The organism is Embleya sp. NPDC025285 (assembly GCF_055558835.1).
Window position 1 is genome coordinate 22,854 of sequence record NZ_JBVHLU010000037.1, and the last position, 17,091, is coordinate 39,944.

Below are 17,091 nucleotides of genomic sequence, written 5' to 3' on the forward strand. Positions count from 1 at the left end.
CACCGGCCTTCGGGGCTTTGGAGCGTTGGAGTCACGAAGCTTCAACCGAAAGACTGACGGATATTCAGCCGGATGCCGGCGTGATGTCGACGCGATGCCGGTGTCACATGTCCGTAATTACTTGGTCCGGACTTCACACGTTGAGTGAATGTTGAACATGTGTTGACCGGGAACGGGCAAGCTCAGGCTCATAGTGCGGCGGTCCGGCCGGATCCGGCGGGGCCGCCGGCCACACCACGGGGGTGTGAGCGAGATGCGAGGAGAGTTTCCGTGCTGCACGGAAGGAACGACGAACTGGCCGCCGTCACGGCACTGCTGCAACGGACGCGCGCCGGTGACGGCGGAGCGGTCGTGCTGCGTGGGGCCGCGGGGGCGGGCAAGACGACGCTCCTGGCGGAGGCGGTGTGGGAGGCGAAGGGCATGACCGTCCTGCGGACGGCGGGCCCGCGCGGGGGCGGTGCGCTCCCCTATACGGCGCTGCGCCAACTGCTGGCGACGCTGCACCCCCGGATCGGCCGCCTGCCGCACACCCGGGCCCAGGCCCTGCGCATCGCGCTCGGCCTGGCTCCCGGCGCGGCGGACCGAGGCGTGGTCGCCGCGGCGGCCTGCTCTCTCGTCGTGATCGCCGCCCGGGAACAGCCGGTCCTGATCCTCGTGGACGACGCGCACTGGCTCGACGCGGCCTCGGCGGCGGTCATCTCCTACATCGCGGGCCGCGCCGAGGGCCTCCCGATCGCGGTCCTGCGCGCGACACGGGAACGCGTCGACGCGTCTGCGAACGGGGGGAATTCGGCGTCGGGGGCCGGAACGGGCCTGGCGGGCACGGGTGATGTGGGCGGCACCGGCGGGGTTGCCGGCGTTGCCGGGGCGGAAGCCGCGGGTGTGGCTGCGGCTCCGGCTGCGGATGTCGCCGTCGCGTCGGTCGAGGACGAAGCGAGCGTGAAGGCCGCGAATGCGTCGGTCCACGGCGACGAATCCGTGGCGCACTCGACCGAGTGGCCTGCCTCGGCGGGCGTGTTCGAAGACGGCGCGGCGGCGGAAGCCGCCGGTACCACCACCGACCTGTCATCGAACACCGCGGCCGACGCCGACTCGACCACGAACGGGCAGGGTCGTCATGGCGACCTCCGGCCCGACGCCACGAACCGGGCCGCGGCGGAGGCCGCCCGGTTCGACACGTCGGCCCAGGACGCTACCCGAGTCGCCCACGTCGACGGCGACTTCGGTACGCCCACCACACACGAACCGGTGGCGCAGACCGGGCGAGAGGTGGGAGTCGGCGAAGGCATCGGCGAGTTCGTCCGCGAGGCGTGCCCGGCGTCGGCGGCCGAGCGTGATGCCTGGTCGGCGCGGGCGGGTCTCGGCGATGCCGACGCGGGTGTGAGCTACGCGCGATGCACACCGACTGCCGGCGAGCACACGAAGCCGGAACATGCTTCCGACGAACGCGAGTTCGACAACCTTGACGAAACGGCTGCCGCTGAGCGCGCATCAGCGCACGCGAACGCCTTCGACGTCGGACCGGGACGCTCCCGGGGCACCGCCGCGTCGGGTGCGCGTCGGGCGGGTACGGGTGCCGCCGTCGCGGGTGGGGACGTACCGTTCGCGGCGTTGCCGGAGGACGCTCGCCGACTGCTCGCGTTGGCCGCGCTCGAACCTGCCGCCGACCTGGACCAGTTGGCTGTCGCCGGGCGCCGGGTGGGCATCGGACGTGGCGCTCGGCTCGCGGTGTTGCGGGCCGGTCTCGTCGACACCGCCGAACACCGGGTGCGGTTCCGGAACGCGTCGGCTCGCGAGGAGGTACGCCGCTCGCTTACCTCCGCGGAGCGCCGCTCGCTTCACGGAGCACTGGTCTACGCCGCGAGCGGTGCTCTCGCCTACCGGCGACCGTGGCACCTGGCCGCGCTCGCCACCGGGCCCGACGCGGAACTCGCCGCCGCCCTCGAAGCCGGGGCCGGCCGCACCCGCCGCGAACTCGGCGCGGGCGCCGCCGCCGCGACCTGGGAGCAGGCCGCCCGGCTGACCGCCGACCGCCCGGCGGCTCGCCGCCGCTACGTCGCCGCCGCGTACGCCGCGTGGGAGGCCGGCTTCCCGACCCGCGCCCGCACCCTGCTCGACACCGCCGACGCCGCCGACCTCGACGGCGTCGCCGACGAAGGCACCTCGGCCCACTCCTCCGGGACCGCGATCCGCCTCCGCGCCGCCCTGCGGCACGCGGAAGGGCACCGCTCCGAAGCGGGAGCACTGCTCTTGGACGCCGCCCACGGTCGCGCCGCGCTCCTGCTCGCCGCGACCGGCGCCGCGTGGGAGGCCGGCGACCGCGCCCGTACCACCCAGGCCCGCACCGCCCTGGCCGCTCTCCCCCTGGCCGACGACGACCCGCTGCGCACCGTCGTGGCCGCGCTGGGCGCCGACGGCGTCTCGCCCGCGATGGTGGCGCCGGCCACCCGGGCCCGGCTGTACGGCCTGGGCATCGCGCTGTGGGAGGTCACCCCGCTGGCGGTGCACGCGGCGGCGACCGACCAGGCCGCGTACGACGTCCTGCTGGACGAGGCCGCGGTCCTTCGCACACACGGCGCCCGAGGCGCCCTCGCCGCGGCCCTGATGCCACTCGCGGTCGCCGGCGCGCTGTCCGGACGGGCCGTCGAGGCCGAGACGCACGCCGCCGAGGGCCTGCGCCTGGCCCGCGCCACGGGACAGGGCACGCTGGCCGCCTGGTTCCTGGCCGCGCTCTCGATGGCCGCGACCACCCAGGGCCGAATCGCCGAAGCCCGCGACGGCGCCTGGCAGGCCCTGCGCCTGACCGGCACCAAGGGCCTCACCCCGGTCGGCGCCTATGCCCTGTACGCACTCGCGGTCGTCGAACGCGCCGAGGGCCGCACCGAAGCCGCCTGCGAACTCCTCGCCAAGGCGCTCGCCGCCCCGGCCGGTGCCCTGATGGAGGTACGCATCCGCGCCGAACTCGCCACCGCCGGCCCGAACCGCTCCGGCGTAGCCGCCCTCCCCCCACGCCCCACCCACCCCCAACTCCCCACCCTGGCCCTGACCGGCCGCATCACCCGAACCCCCCAGCTAGCCGCCGGCACCGCCTGAACCCCACCCACGCGCCCGCCACCCAAGGTGCACACCACTCACGACATCGGCATCGGCACAGCGCGCCCCGCCACCCACCCTCCCCCGCCGATCCCGCCCACCACTGACGGCGGGGGCGACACGTGACGCGCTCGGCCGCCGAAGGGGACACCTCATCGGCGATCGCCGACACCCCTCCCGGCTGCACACGACATCGCGTCCTACCCACACCCCTCCCGGGCTGCACACGACATCGCGTCCCACCCACTGCCCTCCCGGACCACACGCCGCGTCGATCGAGTCCTCGATACTCCCGGGCGTCCCTACACCCCGGCCGGATCGGGCGGCCACGCGAGGCTTGGGCGGCGGTGGCATCGGCGCGGCTCACTCGGGCGGGCCGCGATCCGGCGCCCGCACCTCGGCATGATGGCCAGGCCGGGCCACCGTGCCTCCGCGCGAGGACCCGGCCTGACCACACGGCCCACCGGGCGTGGCGCCGGGTGTCCGATCAGGCCGAACCACCCGGCCGCGCAAGGCAGAGGGTGCCTGTGGCGCGGGGTCTCGACGAAGCGCGGGGTGAAGCGTGCGCGCTGGGCCCGTCCGGGTCTACGCAATGGCGCGGGATTACGTACAGCAACCGGACGATCACCCTGCCGTCATGGGCGGCTTCGATGGAGGGATTCGGTGGGCGGACCGGGGGATGGCGGACTTGTTCGGGGGACTCCTGGGTAGATCGTCGGCGTGATGGAACGCGGCGCGATCGAGGACTGGGACACCCGGCTGGGCTGGATGCGCGCGCTCGTGTCGGACGACGAGATCGCACATCGGCGCGCCCTGGACCGGTATCTGCGGGTGACCCGGGACACACGCGAAGCGCGCGAGGCGTACGACACGATCGTGTTGCGTGTGCCGCGCTCGGTCTCCGCCGAGGAGGCGGCGTGGCAGCGCTTCCGTGCCGCGTGGCTGCGTACGCCCGCCGCGGCCCTGCTCACCGAGCAGCTCGCGCCGGCCGACGTACCCGATTGGGGCGGACTGCCGTACGCGCTGATCTATCTGGAGTGGGAGGCCCATTACCCGATCGAGTGGACCCGGCACGCCAAGGTGTGGAGCACCAAGCAGCGGCTGATCCGGCTGCTCGCCGTGCCCGGGCACCACGACGAGGTCCGGGCCCGCCTGGTGGACCTGGTCGAACTCGTGGTGTATCGCCGGCACCGGTGCAAGGACCGCGAGTACTCGCGGATCGCCCGTGCGGTGGACGGCGATGACCTGCGCGCCCGACTGGCGAAGGCATGCGACTCCGGCGAGCCCTGGACCCGGGACCAGGCCGGGCACGTGTTGTGGCTGCTGCGCAACCCGCAGATCCCGATCAACCGCACGAACTGGTTCCGCTGGCTGTCCGCGAAGCTACCGACCGGCGACCCGCTCGACACGGACACAGGCACGGACAGAGGCACGGGCACCGACACGGACACGGACAGAGACTCGAACGCGAACGTAAAGGCGAACGCGGACGCGGACGCAGAAAGCGCGGACCCGGATGCGGACACGGATTCGAACACGGGCCCCGACGGTGGCCCCCACAAGCCCACCACCACTCCCGCCGACCCGCTCCCACCCGGCCCCTGACGAGCCGTCATTCCGCGTACAACACACCGCCTCCCGCCATAGGTTGTGCACCGACAACGCCGACGGCGACACGCACGCACGTCGGCGACTTCGCGACATCGGCAGCAGCCATCCGGGGGACGACATGGGTCGAGCCGACGACATGATCACCACAGGGAAGTCGAGCCGGTTACGGATACCGCGCCCGCCGGTCCCGGAGCCGGAGGCCGCGATCCGGTGACCGCGGAACCGGAGACCGACCGCCCCCCGCACGTGCTGGTCGTGGACGACGACCCCTCGATCCGGCGTGCCCTGGAGCGCGGCCTGCGCCTGGCCGGCTACCACGTCACCCTCGCCGCCGACGGCACCCGCGCCCTCGAACTGATCGCGCCCGCCGAGCCGATGACGCCCATCGCGCCCGCTCCGGCCCCGCAGGTCGTGGTCCTGGACGTGGCGATGCCCGGCGTCAGCGGCATCGACGTGTGCTCCACGCTGCGCGCGCGAGGCACCGAGACGCCGGTCCTGATGTTGTCCGCTCGCGACGAGACCGCGGACCGCATCGCCGGCCTGGAGAGCGGCGCGGACGACTACCTGGTGAAGCCCTTCGATCTGCGCGAACTCGACCTTCGATTAAGGGCGTTACTGCGCCGACGACCTAGCGCGGGGGCCGGCGAGCCGCTGCTGCGGGTCGGCCCGGTCGCGGTGGACGTGGCCGCGCACATCGCGACCTGTCACGGCGTCGCACTGGATCTGACCCGTCGCGAGTTCGCGCTGCTGGAGGTGTTCGCCCGCAATCCGGGGCTGGTGCTGACCCGGGATCAGTTGCTGGACCGGGTCTGGGGCTACGACTTCGACGTGCGCACCGACGTGGTCGACACGTTCGTCTGCTACCTGCGCCGCAAGTTGGAGGCGGGCGGGCGCCCCCGCGTACTGCACACCGTGCGCGGGATCGGCTTCGTGCTGCGGATCTCGGGCGGTCCCGGATGAAACTCTCCACGCGGGTCGCGCTGTCGGTCGCCGTCCTGGTCCCGCTGCTCGTACTCGGCGCGGGCACGCTCGTGGTGGGTTGGGCCCGGCACGATCTGACCCAGCGCCAGGATCGGCAGTTACAGGAGCGGGCCGAGCGACTGACGCCGCCGGCGCGGGCGTTGGTCCGCACCGATCTGGACGACCGCCAACAGGCGATCCGCACACGGCAGTACCGGATGCTCGGGATGGCCCTGGACGTCGGCGTGCGGGTGGACACCCCGGACGGGCCGCTGCGGATGGGCCCCCAACCGCCGGACGGAACGCCCCTGCCCACGCACGCGCCGTACCCGGTGACCGTGCACACGGACAGGCGTTCGTGGCGGATGGTGACCCGGCCGCTGCCGACCGGCGCGCTCTACGTGTTCGTGCCTTCGGGCGAACCGGACGCGCAGGCGGCGCTGTTGCGTCGGCGCGTGTATGTGGTGACGGCGTTCGCGGTGCCGCTGTCCGCACTGGCCGGTCTGGTCGCCGGTACCGCGGCCACCCGGTCGCTGCGCGTGTTGCGCCGCCGGGCGGCCCGGCTGGATCCGGACGGCGGCGCGCACAACGCGGTGCACGTACCCTCCGGCGTGGTCGAGGTGGACGAACTCGGCCGCACACTCGACGACGTGCTGGGCCGGTACGCCGCGCAGACCGCGCGCACCCGCGAGGCGTTGGAGACCGCACGTTCGTTCGCCGCCACCGTCGACCACGAACTGCGCGGCCCGCTCACCGGGATGCGTACCGATCTGGACGTGCTGGCCACCTATCCGGACCTGGCCTCGACCGAGCGCGAGGACGTGGTCGCGGACCTGCGGATCGGCCACGAACGGGTGTTGGCGGTACTGACCGCGCTGCGCGCACTCGCCCAGGGCGACCTGGTGGACGCGGCGGCGTTCGGTCCGGTGGAGCTGGCCGAGGTCGCGCACGCGGCGGTCCGGGCCGCGCCCGCCCGCCGTCCGGGCGTCGAAGTGCGGGCCGCGGTACGGGTCGAGGCGCCGCACGAGGTGGTCGTGTACGGGCTCGCGGCGGGGCTGCGGCTGCTCGTGGACAACCTGATCGGCAACGCGCTGGTGCACGGCGCCAATCGGGTGCTGGTGAAGGTGCTGCCCGGGCTGGATTGCGGCGTGGTGTGCGTGGACGACGATGGGCCCGGGATCGCGCCGGAGTTGCGCGAGGTGGTCTTCGAGCGCTTCCACCGCGGGCCGAACAGTCCCGGCGCCGGGCTGGGACTGACCCTGGTGGCCCAACAGGTCGCGCTGCACGGCGGTCGGGTCACCGTGGGCGTGCCACCGTCCGGACGCGGCACTCGGATCGAGGTGGTGCTGCCGCTGCGCGCGGATCCCCAGGCGGCGCGCGAGCGCGCGTGGCTGGGCGTCCGGGCCCAGGAACCGCCGGATACGCCTGCCCGGGCCGCACCGGTGCCCTCGGTGCGCGCCGACGTACCGAAATCCCGCGCGGCGCCCCGCCCCGTCGGGAAAATCCCTTCCCAGGCCGCCCATTCACAGGAAACCCACAAGGATCGTCCCTAGCCTCCCGGTACGCCGTGCCCGCCCGGGGTGGGGCGGGCCCGGCGTTTTTTGGGGGGAGGCCGTGCATGCGTGTGTCCGACCGCATGGGGGGCGCGGACCTCACCGACCCGGTGTCCATGGGGGTACGGCTTGCCGCGCCCCTGGCGTATGCGGGAACGCCCGGTGGCGGCGGCCACCGGGCGCCCGCCCCGTGCCCACGACTGTCGCGGCGGGACCCGCGGCAGGCCGAGGCGCCGACTCGATTCGACGGCGACCGTAGCGGCACGGGTCACATGGCGCGCATCCGACGGCGGAGCGCGACGGACGAGCGGCACATCCGGCCGGAGGTGGCGACCCGCCTCGGGAACAACCGGGCCACGCCTGGGTATCCGACGCCGGAGTGGCGGCGGCGGAGCAGCCCTTCGACGGTGCGCCGGGCGTGGCGTGCCGCCCGACCGGAGAGACCGATCGGGTGAGCCGCGGACTCGCGCTGCCCGGAGCGGCGGCGGGCGTCCTGGCGGCGGTGGTGTCGGCGATCGTCGCGCTGACCGCGTGCGGTGCCGACGAAAACGGCCCGGGCACCCACAAGTTGGGCACGATCGCCCCGGCGGCCGCCCCCGGACCGACCGCACCGGGATCGCCGTTCACGTCGACTGTCGTCGGCACACGGAACACGATTCGGCACGCGTGCGTGGACGTGGAGAAGCCACTACAACCCTGAACCGAGCCGCGCCGGGGGCCGATGCCGTGGTCGGCCCCGAGGAACCGGTGTGGGATGTTCGGATCACGGAGGGGGCGATCCGAACATCCCACACCGGTCCCACCTCCCACCTCCCACCTCCCGCCGGCCACACCAGGCACCGGACCACCGCTGGCCACCCGCAATCGGCAGCGCCGCAACCACCGCCCCCGCCGCGTGACGCCGCACCCGCAGCCGCGCCACGGCACGGGCCGGACCCGCCTCACGCGCCCATCCGCGCTCCCGCACCGACCCGGCCGGCGCACCACGAAGCCGCGCCACGGCCACAGTGCGAACCGCCTCGCAAGGCCGCACCGCGAACCCGCATCGCCTCGACCGCTCCCGCTCCCCCGCCTCAGAGCTCGAGGAAGCGCAACACCGCCATTACCCGCCGGTGGTCGGTGTCCGAGGGCGGCAGGTCGAGCTTGGTGAAGATGTTGCCGACGTGCTTCTCCACCGCCCGCTCGGTGACCACCAGCTTCTTCGCGATCGCCGCGTTCGTCCGGCCCTCGGCCATCAGCCCGAGCACCTCGTGCTCGCGCGGGGTGAGGGTGCTCAATCCGCCGCTGCGCAGTCCCGCACCGAACAGTTGGGTGACCACCTCGGGGTCCAACGCGGTGCCGCCGGCCGCGACTCGCTCCAGCGCGTCGGTGAAGTCCCGCGTGTCCACCACACGTTCCTTGAGCAGGTAACCGACGCCCGCCGCGTTGCCGCCGAGCAGTTGTGCCGCGTACCGGGTCTCGATGTACTGCGAGAAGACCAACACCCCGATGCCGGGGTAGTCCCGGCGGATGTCTATCGCGGCGCGCAGGCCCTCGTCCGTGTGCGTCGGGGGCATCCGGATGTCGACCACGCAGACATCCGGCTTGTGTTCGGCCACCGCCGCGCGCAGCGCGTCGGCGTCCGCGACGGCGGCCGCGACCTCGTGGTCGCGGTCGAGAAGCAGTTGAACCAGGCCGTCCCGCAGGATCGCGGCGTCTTCGGCAATGACGATGCGCATGGGCCCGATCGTCCCATGATCCGACCGCATCTCGGACCCAATCGTCTCGGGCCTGATCCTCTGGGCGCCGATCCTCTCGGAACATATCGTCTCAGACAAGATCGTCTTAGGCCAGATCATCTCGGCCCAGCCCCTCCGGCCGCTCCCCCCTACCCCCAACGCCTACCGGCGCACACCGCGCCCGCATCCCGACCCTCACTCCCGGATCGGCAATTCCACCGTCACCTCGGTCGGCCCACCCAACGGGCTGACGATGCGCAGTACGCCGTCCACCGTGCGCACCCGCTCGACCAGACCGGTAAGACCGCTGCCCTTGCCCGCGTTCGCACCGCCGCGCCCGCTGTCGGTGACCGACAGCCGCAACCGGCCGTCCCGGACCAGCACGTCGACGACCGCCGAGGTCGCGCCCGAGTGGTGTGCGACGTTGGTGAGCAGTTCGGCGGCGCAGAAGTACGCGATGGTCTCGATCGTGGCGGGCGGGCGTACGTCGATGTCGGTGCGGACCTCGACCGGGACCGCGCTGCACGCGGCCAGGGTGGCCAGCGCTGCGTCCAGGCCCTGGTCCAGGACCGGCGGATGGATCCCCCTGGCCAGGTCGCGCAGTTCCACGATCGCCTCGCGGGCGTTGCCGAGCGCGCTGTCCACGAGGGTGCGGGCACGGTCCACGTCCATCGGGCGCTCGACGTCCTCGGCGTCCAGCTTCTCCTTGGCCATGCTGAGGTTCATCGCGAGCGCGACGAGCCGGGCCTGCGCGCCGTCGTGCAGGTCGCGTTCGATCCGGCGCAGCGTCGCGGCCGAATCATCGACGGCGATCGCCCGGGTCTCCTCCAGATCGGCCACCCGCTGCGCGGACTTGGTCGGCCCGAGCAGGGCCGGGATGAGCAGCCGGTCCAGGTATACGACGGCGCGTACGGCCCAGGGCGCGAGCAGGACGAGCAGGATTCCGGACGCGGACGCCGCCAGTTTGAGCGGCCAGGTGTCGAAGTACACGTCGCCCATCTGCATCCCCGAGTGGCGCACGACGCCGTGCGAGTCGGTGACGGTCGGGTCGAACACCGCCACGAGCAGCGGATAGACCACCATGATCAGCCCGTAGCTCCAGAACGCGCCGGTCACGACGGCCATGACGACGCCCAGCGGGAACTTGATCACGTGGTACGCGATCGCCCGCCAGCCCTCGGCGTTGCCCAGCGAGGAGCCCAGCAGTCCGAGCGGGCCGCGCTTGGGCCGGAATTTGCGCAGTGGCGGCGTCTCGACCCCGAGCATGGCGCGCGCCAACCCCCGATGAACCCCGCCCCACGCCCGCGCGCCCATCACCGTCAGGGCCAGGATCGGCAGACCGATCAGCGTGATGGTCAGTGCGACGCCGAAGGCCGTGAACACGAAGGTCACGCCGAAACCGATCACCGCGAGCGGGAGGGTGAGGATCGCGTAGCCGGTCTCGGCCCACGTTCGTCTCGTGAACGGCGCCTTCAGGAAGGGATGCATGGGGGACGTCCTCGGGGCAAATCGGGTGCGGCGGTGGACTGGTCACGACGGTGGAGCGTCACGGCGGTTGGGCCGTACCGGCGGATTCGTCATGGTCCGGTCGAGACCGTATCGGTGGAGTGTGTTCATGCTCCACGCGGCGGGGGTGTGCGGGCGAGGGTGACACCCCCCGACCTCACGGTTCGGCTAGCCCCACCTTTCCGCCACCCCTGCCCGCCTCTCCCCCGCCTTTCCGCCGCCCCTCCCCGCTTCTCCGCCTCCCCGCTTCTCCGCCTCCCCGCTTCTCCGCCTCTCCGCCTCTCCGCCTCTCCGCCGACACGACGAGCCACGACGAGCCACGATGCCTCCCAACCCACCGCTCGAAATCCCGGGACGCATCACCGCGTCTGCCGCGCGGCTCCCACGCGCATCGCGGCGGCCACCGCGTCGGCCAGTCGCTCGGTCTCCTCGGCGGTGAGGGTGGCCACGGTGATCCGCAGGCCGGGCGGCGAGCCGATCCGGTAGCGCGCGCCGGGCGCGACCGCCCAGCCGCGCGCGAGCAGGGAGGCGACGGCGGTGGTCTCGTCCGGGGCCGGGACCCATACGTTGATGCCGGTCCGGCCGATCGCGACGACACCGCGTGCGCGCAGGGCGTCGATGAGTCGGGTACGGCGTAGCCGGTAGGTCTCGCGCGCGACGTGGATGCGCTCGGCCACGTCCGGGTCGGTCCACGCGTGGGCGACCGCGAATTGCAGGATGTGGCTGACCCAGCCGGGGCCCAGCCGTTGCCGGCCGCCGATCCGGTCGATGGTCACCTCGTCGCCGGTCGCCACCGCGCAGCGCAGGTCCGGTCCGTACGCCTTGGCGGCCGAGCGGATGTGCGCCCAGTGGGTGGTGACGCCGGTGAGGGTGTGCAGGTCCAGGCCGGAGATGTCGTTGCCGTGGTCGTCCTCCAGGAGCACCACGTGCGGGTGGGCGGCCAGGATCGGGCGCAGCGCGGCGGCCCGTTCGGCCGACACCGAGGCGCCGGTGGGGTTCTGCGCGCGGGTGGTGACCACGAACGCGCGGGCGCCCGCCCGTAGCGCGGCCTCGGTCGCGGCCGGGTCGGGACCCTCGTCGTCGACCGGGATCGGCTGCGGGGTCAGATTCAGCGCGGCGAGCAGGTCGAGCAGGTTGGCCCAGGTCGGGTCCTCGACCGCGACCGGATCGCCGGGGCGCAGGTGTGCGACGAGCGCGCGTTCCAGGCCGTCCAGCGCGCCGGAGGTCGCGGCCAGGTGCGCGGTGTCGATGCCGCCCGCCCTCAGCACCGTGCGGGCGGCATCGGCGAACGGTTCGTACAAGGCGCCGTGTTGGTAGAGCGTGCGCCATTCGGCCGGGTTCGGGAACGCCGGCGACGGCAGCAGATCGGGGTCGGGTTCGCCGGTGGACAGGTCGCGGGTGCCGGGCGGCATGGACGGGCCCAGGTCGTTGCGCCGGATGGTGGCCGGTCGGGCTCGGATCCGGGTACCGGCCCGGCCGTGTGTCTCCACGATGCCGCGTTCGCGCAGGGTGCGGTACGCGGCGGCGACGGTGTTGGCGTTGACGCCCAACTCGGCCGCGAGTGTGCGCACGGGCGGCAGTGCGTCGCCGGGGGCGAGTTCGCGGGCGTGCAGGTCGCGCTCGACGGATGCGGCGATGTCGGCGGCGGTGCGACCGGTGGTGGCCATGTCTCTCCTGCATCCGGGCACGTTCGGTGCCTGCTGCCCGGCGGGGTCGGTGGTCGGGGCGTCGGTGGTCGGGGCGTCGGGGACTTGGGCGTCCGGTGCGGGCCGTGCTCGTTCATGGGCTGCGGGTCTGTGCGGCCACGCCGAACTCGCCGGTCTCGCGGCGGGCCGGGTGGCTCATCGGTCGGGCGGTCGGGCGGTCGGGCGGTCGGGCGGTCGGGCGGTCGGGCGGCAGATCGGTCGGCGGGTTGAGCGACAGGTCGTCGGATTATGCCGTTGACAGCCTCCCCGACCTCGCCTCTATCGTACTACTCCAATGAGTTCTTTGAACTAGTACAAAGGATCTTCGCGATGACCGAGTACCCCGCAACCACAGCCACCACCCCGTATCGGCACCGCGACCGGATGCACTACGACGTCGAAGCCGTGCACGCGATCCTGGACGCGGGCTTCCTGGCCCACGTCTCGTTCACCGTCGGCGGTCGCCCCCAACTCATCCCTCTGGCGTTCGGTCGCGACGGCGAACGTCTGTACCTGCACACCTCCAGCGGCGGCCAACTCGCACTGGCCGCGCGGGCGAGCGGCACCGAGGGCCTCCCGGTGGCGGTCTCGGTCACCCACGTGGACTCGGTGGTGCTCTCCCGCTCGGCGATGCACCACTCGATGGACTACCGCTGCGTGATCGCGCACGGCCCGCTGACCTACGTCGCCGACCCGGACGAGCAACTGCACGCCTACCGGGTGATCATCGACCACCTGGTCCCAGGCCGCGCCGACGACGTGCGGCAGCCCTCCCCGAAGGAGAACGCCCAGACGGCGGTGCTCCGCCTGGAGTTGGACCAGGTCGCCGCGAAGATCCGCGACCACGGCCTGGCCGAGGACCCCGACGACCTCGACCTGCCGACCTACGCCGGTGTGGTACCCCTGACCACCACGCGGGGCCCGATCCGCCCGGACCGAGAGCAGGAGATCCCGGCCTACCTAGCCAAGTGGCTCGGCGCGTCCTGAGCCGACCCCGGTGTGCACGGCCGGCACGGTGCCCGAGGGGTGTTCCGGCTCGGTCGTCCTGGTGGATCAGGGGCGTTGCGGCTGCTCGGTCGACCTGGGGGGTCAGTCGTGTTCGACGCGGGCCGCCAACCGACAGACCGCGGCGACCGCGACGACGAACACGCCCGCCACGATGACCAGTTGGGTGGTCGGGAGGTCCACGCTGTCGTTCCTGGCGGCGTCGGTGACCACCTCTAGGACGCGCGCCGCCGGGCTACCCGGGACGATCAGGGCCGCCAGGGTGGCCAGCGCGGCGAGCGGGACGGCGTACGCCGGGCGACGCAACAGCGGGCGGTTGGTCAGCGCGCCGATCGCCACGCCGGCCAGGATGGTGACGAGTTGGGCCACCGCTCCCGCGGCGATCGCCTCGCCGCGATCGACGCCGTGCGTCGCGTGGTCGGCGATACGATCGGTGGAAGCGGCCAGCACGCCGGTGCACAGCGCGGCGAGCACGCCCGACAGGACCAGCGCGACCAGCAGCGCCGCCAGATGCGAGCGGCCGGGTCCGACCGCCGCCGACGCGGTCTGCCGGGCCGCGGCGGGCTCGACCGTGACCGACACGCGGGTGAGCCACACCGCGATCGGCATGATCGCGGCGGCGGCCCACGCGAACGAGCCGAGCAGCGGATCGCCGCCGGCCACGCCGATGGCCATCACCGCGGCGTAGACCAACACCGGCGGCACCCACCGGTAGGAACGCAGCACCAGGGCCGCCTGATAACGCACCACGGCGGAGATCACGCGCCGTCTCCTTCCCGGCGGACCGAGCGCACGCCGACCCCGGGCACGCTGGTGAGCAGATGGCGCAGCAACGCGTCGGAGTGCGCCGTGGTGGTGTGCAGCCGCAGGACGCCCGGGCGGGTCTCCTCGCGGTCGGGATCGCCTGGGAGGCGGTCGAGTTCGGGGCGGTGGCCGCTGTCGATGTCGATCACCACGCGGATCGCGTTCACGGCGGAGATCGCCGGGGTGACCGCGCCCGACTCGACCCGATACGTGTCGGTCACCTCGTCGGCCAGCCGGCGCGGGTCGTGGTCCACGAAGACCACCGTGGCGCCGGCCTCGACCCGTTCGACGACACAACCGTCCAGGACGTCCCGCGAGCGGCCGTCCAGTCCGGTCCACGCCTCGTCCAGGACGAGCAGGTCGGGTTCGGCCATGAACGCCTGTGCCACGGCGACCTTTTGACACGTGCCTTTGGACAGTCCGCGCAGCGGCGCGCGGGTCTTGTCCGCGAAGTCCAGGCGTTCGGCCCACTCCTGGGCGCGTCGCCTGCTCTCCCGTCCGGTCAGGCCGTGCAGCCTGCCCAGGTGGGTGAGGTAGCGCAGGGCGGTGAGCGGGAGTTCGGGCGGGAATCGTTCGGGGACGTAGGCGGCCGAGCCGCGTTCGGTGACGCTGCCGGTGGTCGGTTCGCAGACCCCCGCGAGGACCCGGAGCAGGGTGGACTTGCCGCTGCCATTGGCGCCTTCGACCCGTACCAGGCCGCCGCGCGGCAGGTGCAGGTCCACCGCGCGCAGCACCCATGGTCCGCGCAGGGCGTATCGCTTGCCGACACCCGTCAGGTGCACCGCCGTCCCCCTTCACCGGAACCTCGGCAGCAGACCTTACGGCAGGACGAGATCGCGCACACGGCGCCCTCGGTCGGCGTCGGGTACGAACTGCCATGCCGCATAAGGCTCCGAACCGGCTCAGGGCTTCGAACGTGATCACGGCTCCGGACGGGCTGACGGCTCCGGACGGGCTGACGGCTCCGGACGGGCTCATCGCCCCGGACGGACGCGCAAGGGCTCGAACACGCGCAAGGGCCCGCCGCCGAGGCGACGAGCCCTGCGTACGTGCTTGTGGTGCGGTTGCGCGGATCTACATGGCGGTCTTGGACGTCTTGGGCGCGGCGGCCTTCAGCTCGGCACCGGCCGCGTTCGGCACCGGGTCGGGGAGCTTTTGGCAGACCGCGTCGGCCGGGCCGTGGCCCCTGCCCTTCGGGGTCTTGCCGGTGACCAGGTACTCGTTCAGGTAGTTGTCCAGGCAACTGCTGCCGCTGAGCGAGATGCCGTGGTTACGGCCGCCCTGCTCGACCACCAGGGCCGAGTCGCGCAGCAGCCGGTGCATCGTGACGCCGCCCTGGTACGGGGTCGCGGCGTCGTTGGTCGCCTGGAACAGCAGCGTCTTGGGCAGCTTGTCGTTGGCGACGTTCACCGGCTTGAGGCCGGACGTCGGCCAGAACGCGCAAGCCGCGTTGAACCAGACGTTGTTCCAGGTCAGGAACGGTGCCTTGGCGTAGGTCTTGACCGCGTCACGGTGCCAGGTCGCCCAGTCCTTGGGCCAGGACGCGTCCCGGCACTGGGTGGCCAGGTAGCCACTGTTGACGTTGTCGTTAGCCGGGCTCGGCGCCGCCAGGTCCTCGTACGCCGTGCGCAGCGGACCCGTGACGTTGTCGACCACGTAACCCGAGAAACCCTCGGCCAGTTCGGCCCAGGTCGAGTCGTTGTAGCCGCCCTGCGCGAATGCGTCCTCGAGTTCCGAGCCGCCGACGACGCCCTCGGCCGGGTTCTTGCTCAGCTTCTCGCGCATCGTGTACCAGGCGCTCTCCACCTTGGCGGGGTCGGTGCCCAGGCGGTAGTTCGCGTCGTACTTGGCGACCCAGGCGAAGAACGCCTTCAGGTTGCTGTTGAAGGCGACGTCCTGGCTGAGCTGGCTGCCGTACCAGATGCTGTCCTTGCTCGGGTCGACGATGCTGTCCAGCACCAGTCGCTTGACCCGGTTCGGGAACAGCTTGGCGTAGACCGAGCCGAGGTAAGTCCCGTACGAATAGCCGAAGTAGCTGATCTGCTTGGCCCCGAGGGCGGCGCGAATGGAGTCCATGTCCGCCGCCGAGGCCGGCGTGTTCATGTGCTTGAGGAAGTCGCCGTACTTGGCGCCGCACGCCTGGGCGTAGTCGTACACCCGCTTGATGTTGGTCAGTTCGTCCCCGAAGTTGTCCGGGACGGTGTCCGGACGGACCGGGTTGTTGAAGCCCGGTACGCAGTCCAGGTGCGGTTCGCTGGCGCCGGAGCCGCGCGGGTCGAACCCGATCACGTCGAACTGCGCGGCCACCTCGGGGCGCAGGTTCTTCGCGACGTAGCCGGCCAGACCTCGGCCGGGGGCACCGGGACCGCCGGGGTTGACCAGGAGTGGGCCGAGCGACTTCGCGGCGGTGTGCGGAATCCGCGACACCGCGATGGTGATCTGTCGGCCGCCGGGGTTGCTGTGGTCCATCGGGACCTGGAGTGAACCGCATTCCAGCGTCGGATAGTTCGAGCTGCCGCAGTTCTTCCAGGCAATGGGGGTGGATGCGGACTCGGCCGAAGTTGCGGGCGAGTCGTCCGCCAAAGCCGGTGGGGCGAGGGTCAGAAGCCCGCCCACCAACGTCGTGGCGGCTGCGAACGCGACGAGAGTGTGTCTCTTCACGTGGGTGTTCCTCCATGTGACGGAGCTGTCACGAGTGACATCGACGCCGGAGATGCTGCCGTGCCGACGACGGGTGCGACGAGGGGGCGGTCGGGTCGGAGTGTGAATCCTTGCCAAGGGGAGAGGTAACCATTACCCAAATTTTGGGTTTGACATACGCGAAAGCCGTTTCATCGCATTTGCACCCGATCGATCGGAAAACCGGATGATCGCGCTCCGTAGCCGACGCGCGTAGTTGACGCCACGTCAGCCCAGCACGCGGCGCGGTGCGCGCGGCGGCATGTGGCACGAGTGGTGATGCGGCGATACCGGGGCGGGGCGGTGAAGTAACGGCGGCCCGGCGGAGGCACAGCCGTGGCGAAACGCTCGGGCACATCGGCCTACCGGGAGGAGGCAACCGAGGCAAAGCGGCGGCGCGACCGTGGCACAACGGCAACGCGACGCTCGGGCGCCCCGACGGCCGGAACGAAGTCAGCAACCGCCGCGAGGCCGGGG

12 protein-coding genes are annotated in these 17,091 nt (G+C 72.4%); 6 read left to right on the top strand and 6 right to left on the bottom strand.

What is annotated here, in order from left to right:
- The first annotated feature begins 270 nt into the window (after positions 1-270).
- The 5 genes from ACZ4FV_RS24615 (at position 271) to ACZ4FV_RS24635 (ending at position 7,917) form a co-directional block, all read left to right on the top strand.
- The gene (locus ACZ4FV_RS24615; protein WP_465323263.1) at positions 271-3,093 is read left to right on the top strand and encodes an AAA family ATPase; all 2,823 of its coding nucleotides are present in this window, start codon (positions 271-273) and stop codon (positions 3,091-3,093) included.
- 723 nt (positions 3,094-3,816) lie between these two features.
- Positions 3,817-4,698 (top strand): hypothetical protein, encoded by an 882-nt coding sequence (locus tag ACZ4FV_RS24620; protein WP_465323264.1) that lies wholly within the window; start codon positions 3,817-3,819, stop codon positions 4,696-4,698.
- Positions 4,699-4,914: 216 nt separating this feature from the next.
- Positions 4,915-5,664 (top strand): response regulator transcription factor, encoded by a 750-nt coding sequence (locus ACZ4FV_RS24625; RefSeq protein ID WP_395865435.1) that lies wholly within the window; start codon positions 4,915-4,917, stop codon positions 5,662-5,664.
- Positions 5,661-7,217, top strand: a complete 1,557-nt coding sequence (locus tag ACZ4FV_RS24630; protein ID WP_465323265.1) for a sensor histidine kinase — start codon at positions 5,661-5,663, stop codon at positions 7,215-7,217. Before ACZ4FV_RS24625 ends, ACZ4FV_RS24630 begins: the two co-directional genes overlap by 4 nt.
- Before the next feature lie 451 nt (positions 7,218-7,668).
- On the top strand, positions 7,669-7,917 hold the full coding sequence (locus tag ACZ4FV_RS24635) for a hypothetical protein (RefSeq protein WP_465323266.1): 249 nt from the start codon (positions 7,669-7,671) through the stop codon (positions 7,915-7,917).
- A 373-nt stretch (positions 7,918-8,290) separates the two neighbouring features.
- On the opposite strand, the gene ACZ4FV_RS24640 is transcribed toward ACZ4FV_RS24635, so the two are convergent.
- From ACZ4FV_RS24640 to ACZ4FV_RS24650, 3 genes are all read right to left on the bottom strand, one after another.
- The gene (locus ACZ4FV_RS24640) at positions 8,291-8,935 is read right to left on the bottom strand and encodes a response regulator (RefSeq protein WP_395865441.1); all 645 of its coding nucleotides are present in this window, start codon (positions 8,933-8,935) and stop codon (positions 8,291-8,293) included.
- A 195-nt stretch (positions 8,936-9,130) separates the two neighbouring features.
- Positions 9,131-10,423: a sensor histidine kinase gene (locus ACZ4FV_RS24645; protein WP_465323267.1), complete on the bottom strand. Its 1,293-nt coding sequence runs from the start codon at positions 10,421-10,423 to the stop codon at positions 9,131-9,133.
- Positions 10,424-10,800: 377 nt separating this feature from the next.
- Positions 10,801-12,108 (bottom strand): aminotransferase class I/II-fold pyridoxal phosphate-dependent enzyme, encoded by a 1,308-nt coding sequence (locus ACZ4FV_RS24650; RefSeq protein WP_402232140.1) that lies wholly within the window; start codon positions 12,106-12,108, stop codon positions 10,801-10,803.
- Between the two features lie 348 nt (positions 12,109-12,456).
- Here ACZ4FV_RS24650 and ACZ4FV_RS24655 point away from each other — a divergent pair, with 348 nt between their 5' ends.
- Positions 12,457-13,113: a pyridoxamine 5'-phosphate oxidase family protein gene (locus tag ACZ4FV_RS24655; RefSeq protein WP_402232142.1), complete on the top strand. Its 657-nt coding sequence runs from the start codon at positions 12,457-12,459 to the stop codon at positions 13,111-13,113.
- A gap of 102 nt (positions 13,114-13,215) precedes the next feature.
- Here the strand turns inward: ACZ4FV_RS24655 and ACZ4FV_RS24660 are convergent, their stop codons facing one another.
- The 3 genes from ACZ4FV_RS24660 to ACZ4FV_RS24670 form a co-directional block, all read right to left on the bottom strand.
- Positions 13,216-13,893 carry an ABC transporter gene (locus ACZ4FV_RS24660; protein WP_402232143.1) on the bottom strand — a complete coding sequence of 226 codons (678 nt, stop codon included), beginning with the start codon at positions 13,891-13,893 and terminating at the stop codon, positions 13,216-13,218.
- On the bottom strand, positions 13,890-14,717 hold the full coding sequence (locus ACZ4FV_RS24665) for an ATP-binding cassette domain-containing protein (protein WP_402232145.1): 828 nt from the start codon (positions 14,715-14,717) through the stop codon (positions 13,890-13,892). The genes ACZ4FV_RS24660 and ACZ4FV_RS24665 overlap by 4 nt, the downstream gene beginning before the upstream one ends.
- Positions 14,718-15,009: 292 nt before the next feature.
- Positions 15,010-16,596 carry an alpha/beta hydrolase gene (locus ACZ4FV_RS24670; RefSeq protein ID WP_395865453.1) on the bottom strand — a complete coding sequence of 529 codons (1,587 nt, stop codon included), beginning with the start codon at positions 16,594-16,596 and terminating at the stop codon, positions 15,010-15,012.
- Positions 16,597-17,091: the final 495 nt, after the last annotated feature.

Bases quoted from the DNA above. Each gene is read 5' to 3' on its own strand.
- ACZ4FV_RS24620 (WP_465323264.1), top strand. From the start codon at position 3,817: ATGGAACGCGGCGCGATCGAGGACTGGGACACCCGGCTGGGCTGGATG.
- ACZ4FV_RS24640 (WP_395865441.1), bottom strand. From the start codon at position 8,935: ATGCGCATCGTCATTGCCGAAGACGCCGCGATCCTGCGGGACGGCCTG.
- ACZ4FV_RS24650 (WP_402232140.1), bottom strand. From the start codon at position 12,108: ATGGCCACCACCGGTCGCACCGCCGCCGACATCGCCGCATCCGTCGAG.
- ACZ4FV_RS24645 (WP_465323267.1), bottom strand. From the start codon at position 10,423: ATGCATCCCTTCCTGAAGGCGCCGTTCACGAGACGAACGTGGGCCGAG.
- ACZ4FV_RS24655 (WP_402232142.1), top strand. From the start codon at position 12,457: ATGACCGAGTACCCCGCAACCACAGCCACCACCCCGTATCGGCACCGC.
- ACZ4FV_RS24630 (WP_465323265.1), top strand. From the start codon at position 5,661: ATGAAACTCTCCACGCGGGTCGCGCTGTCGGTCGCCGTCCTGGTCCCG.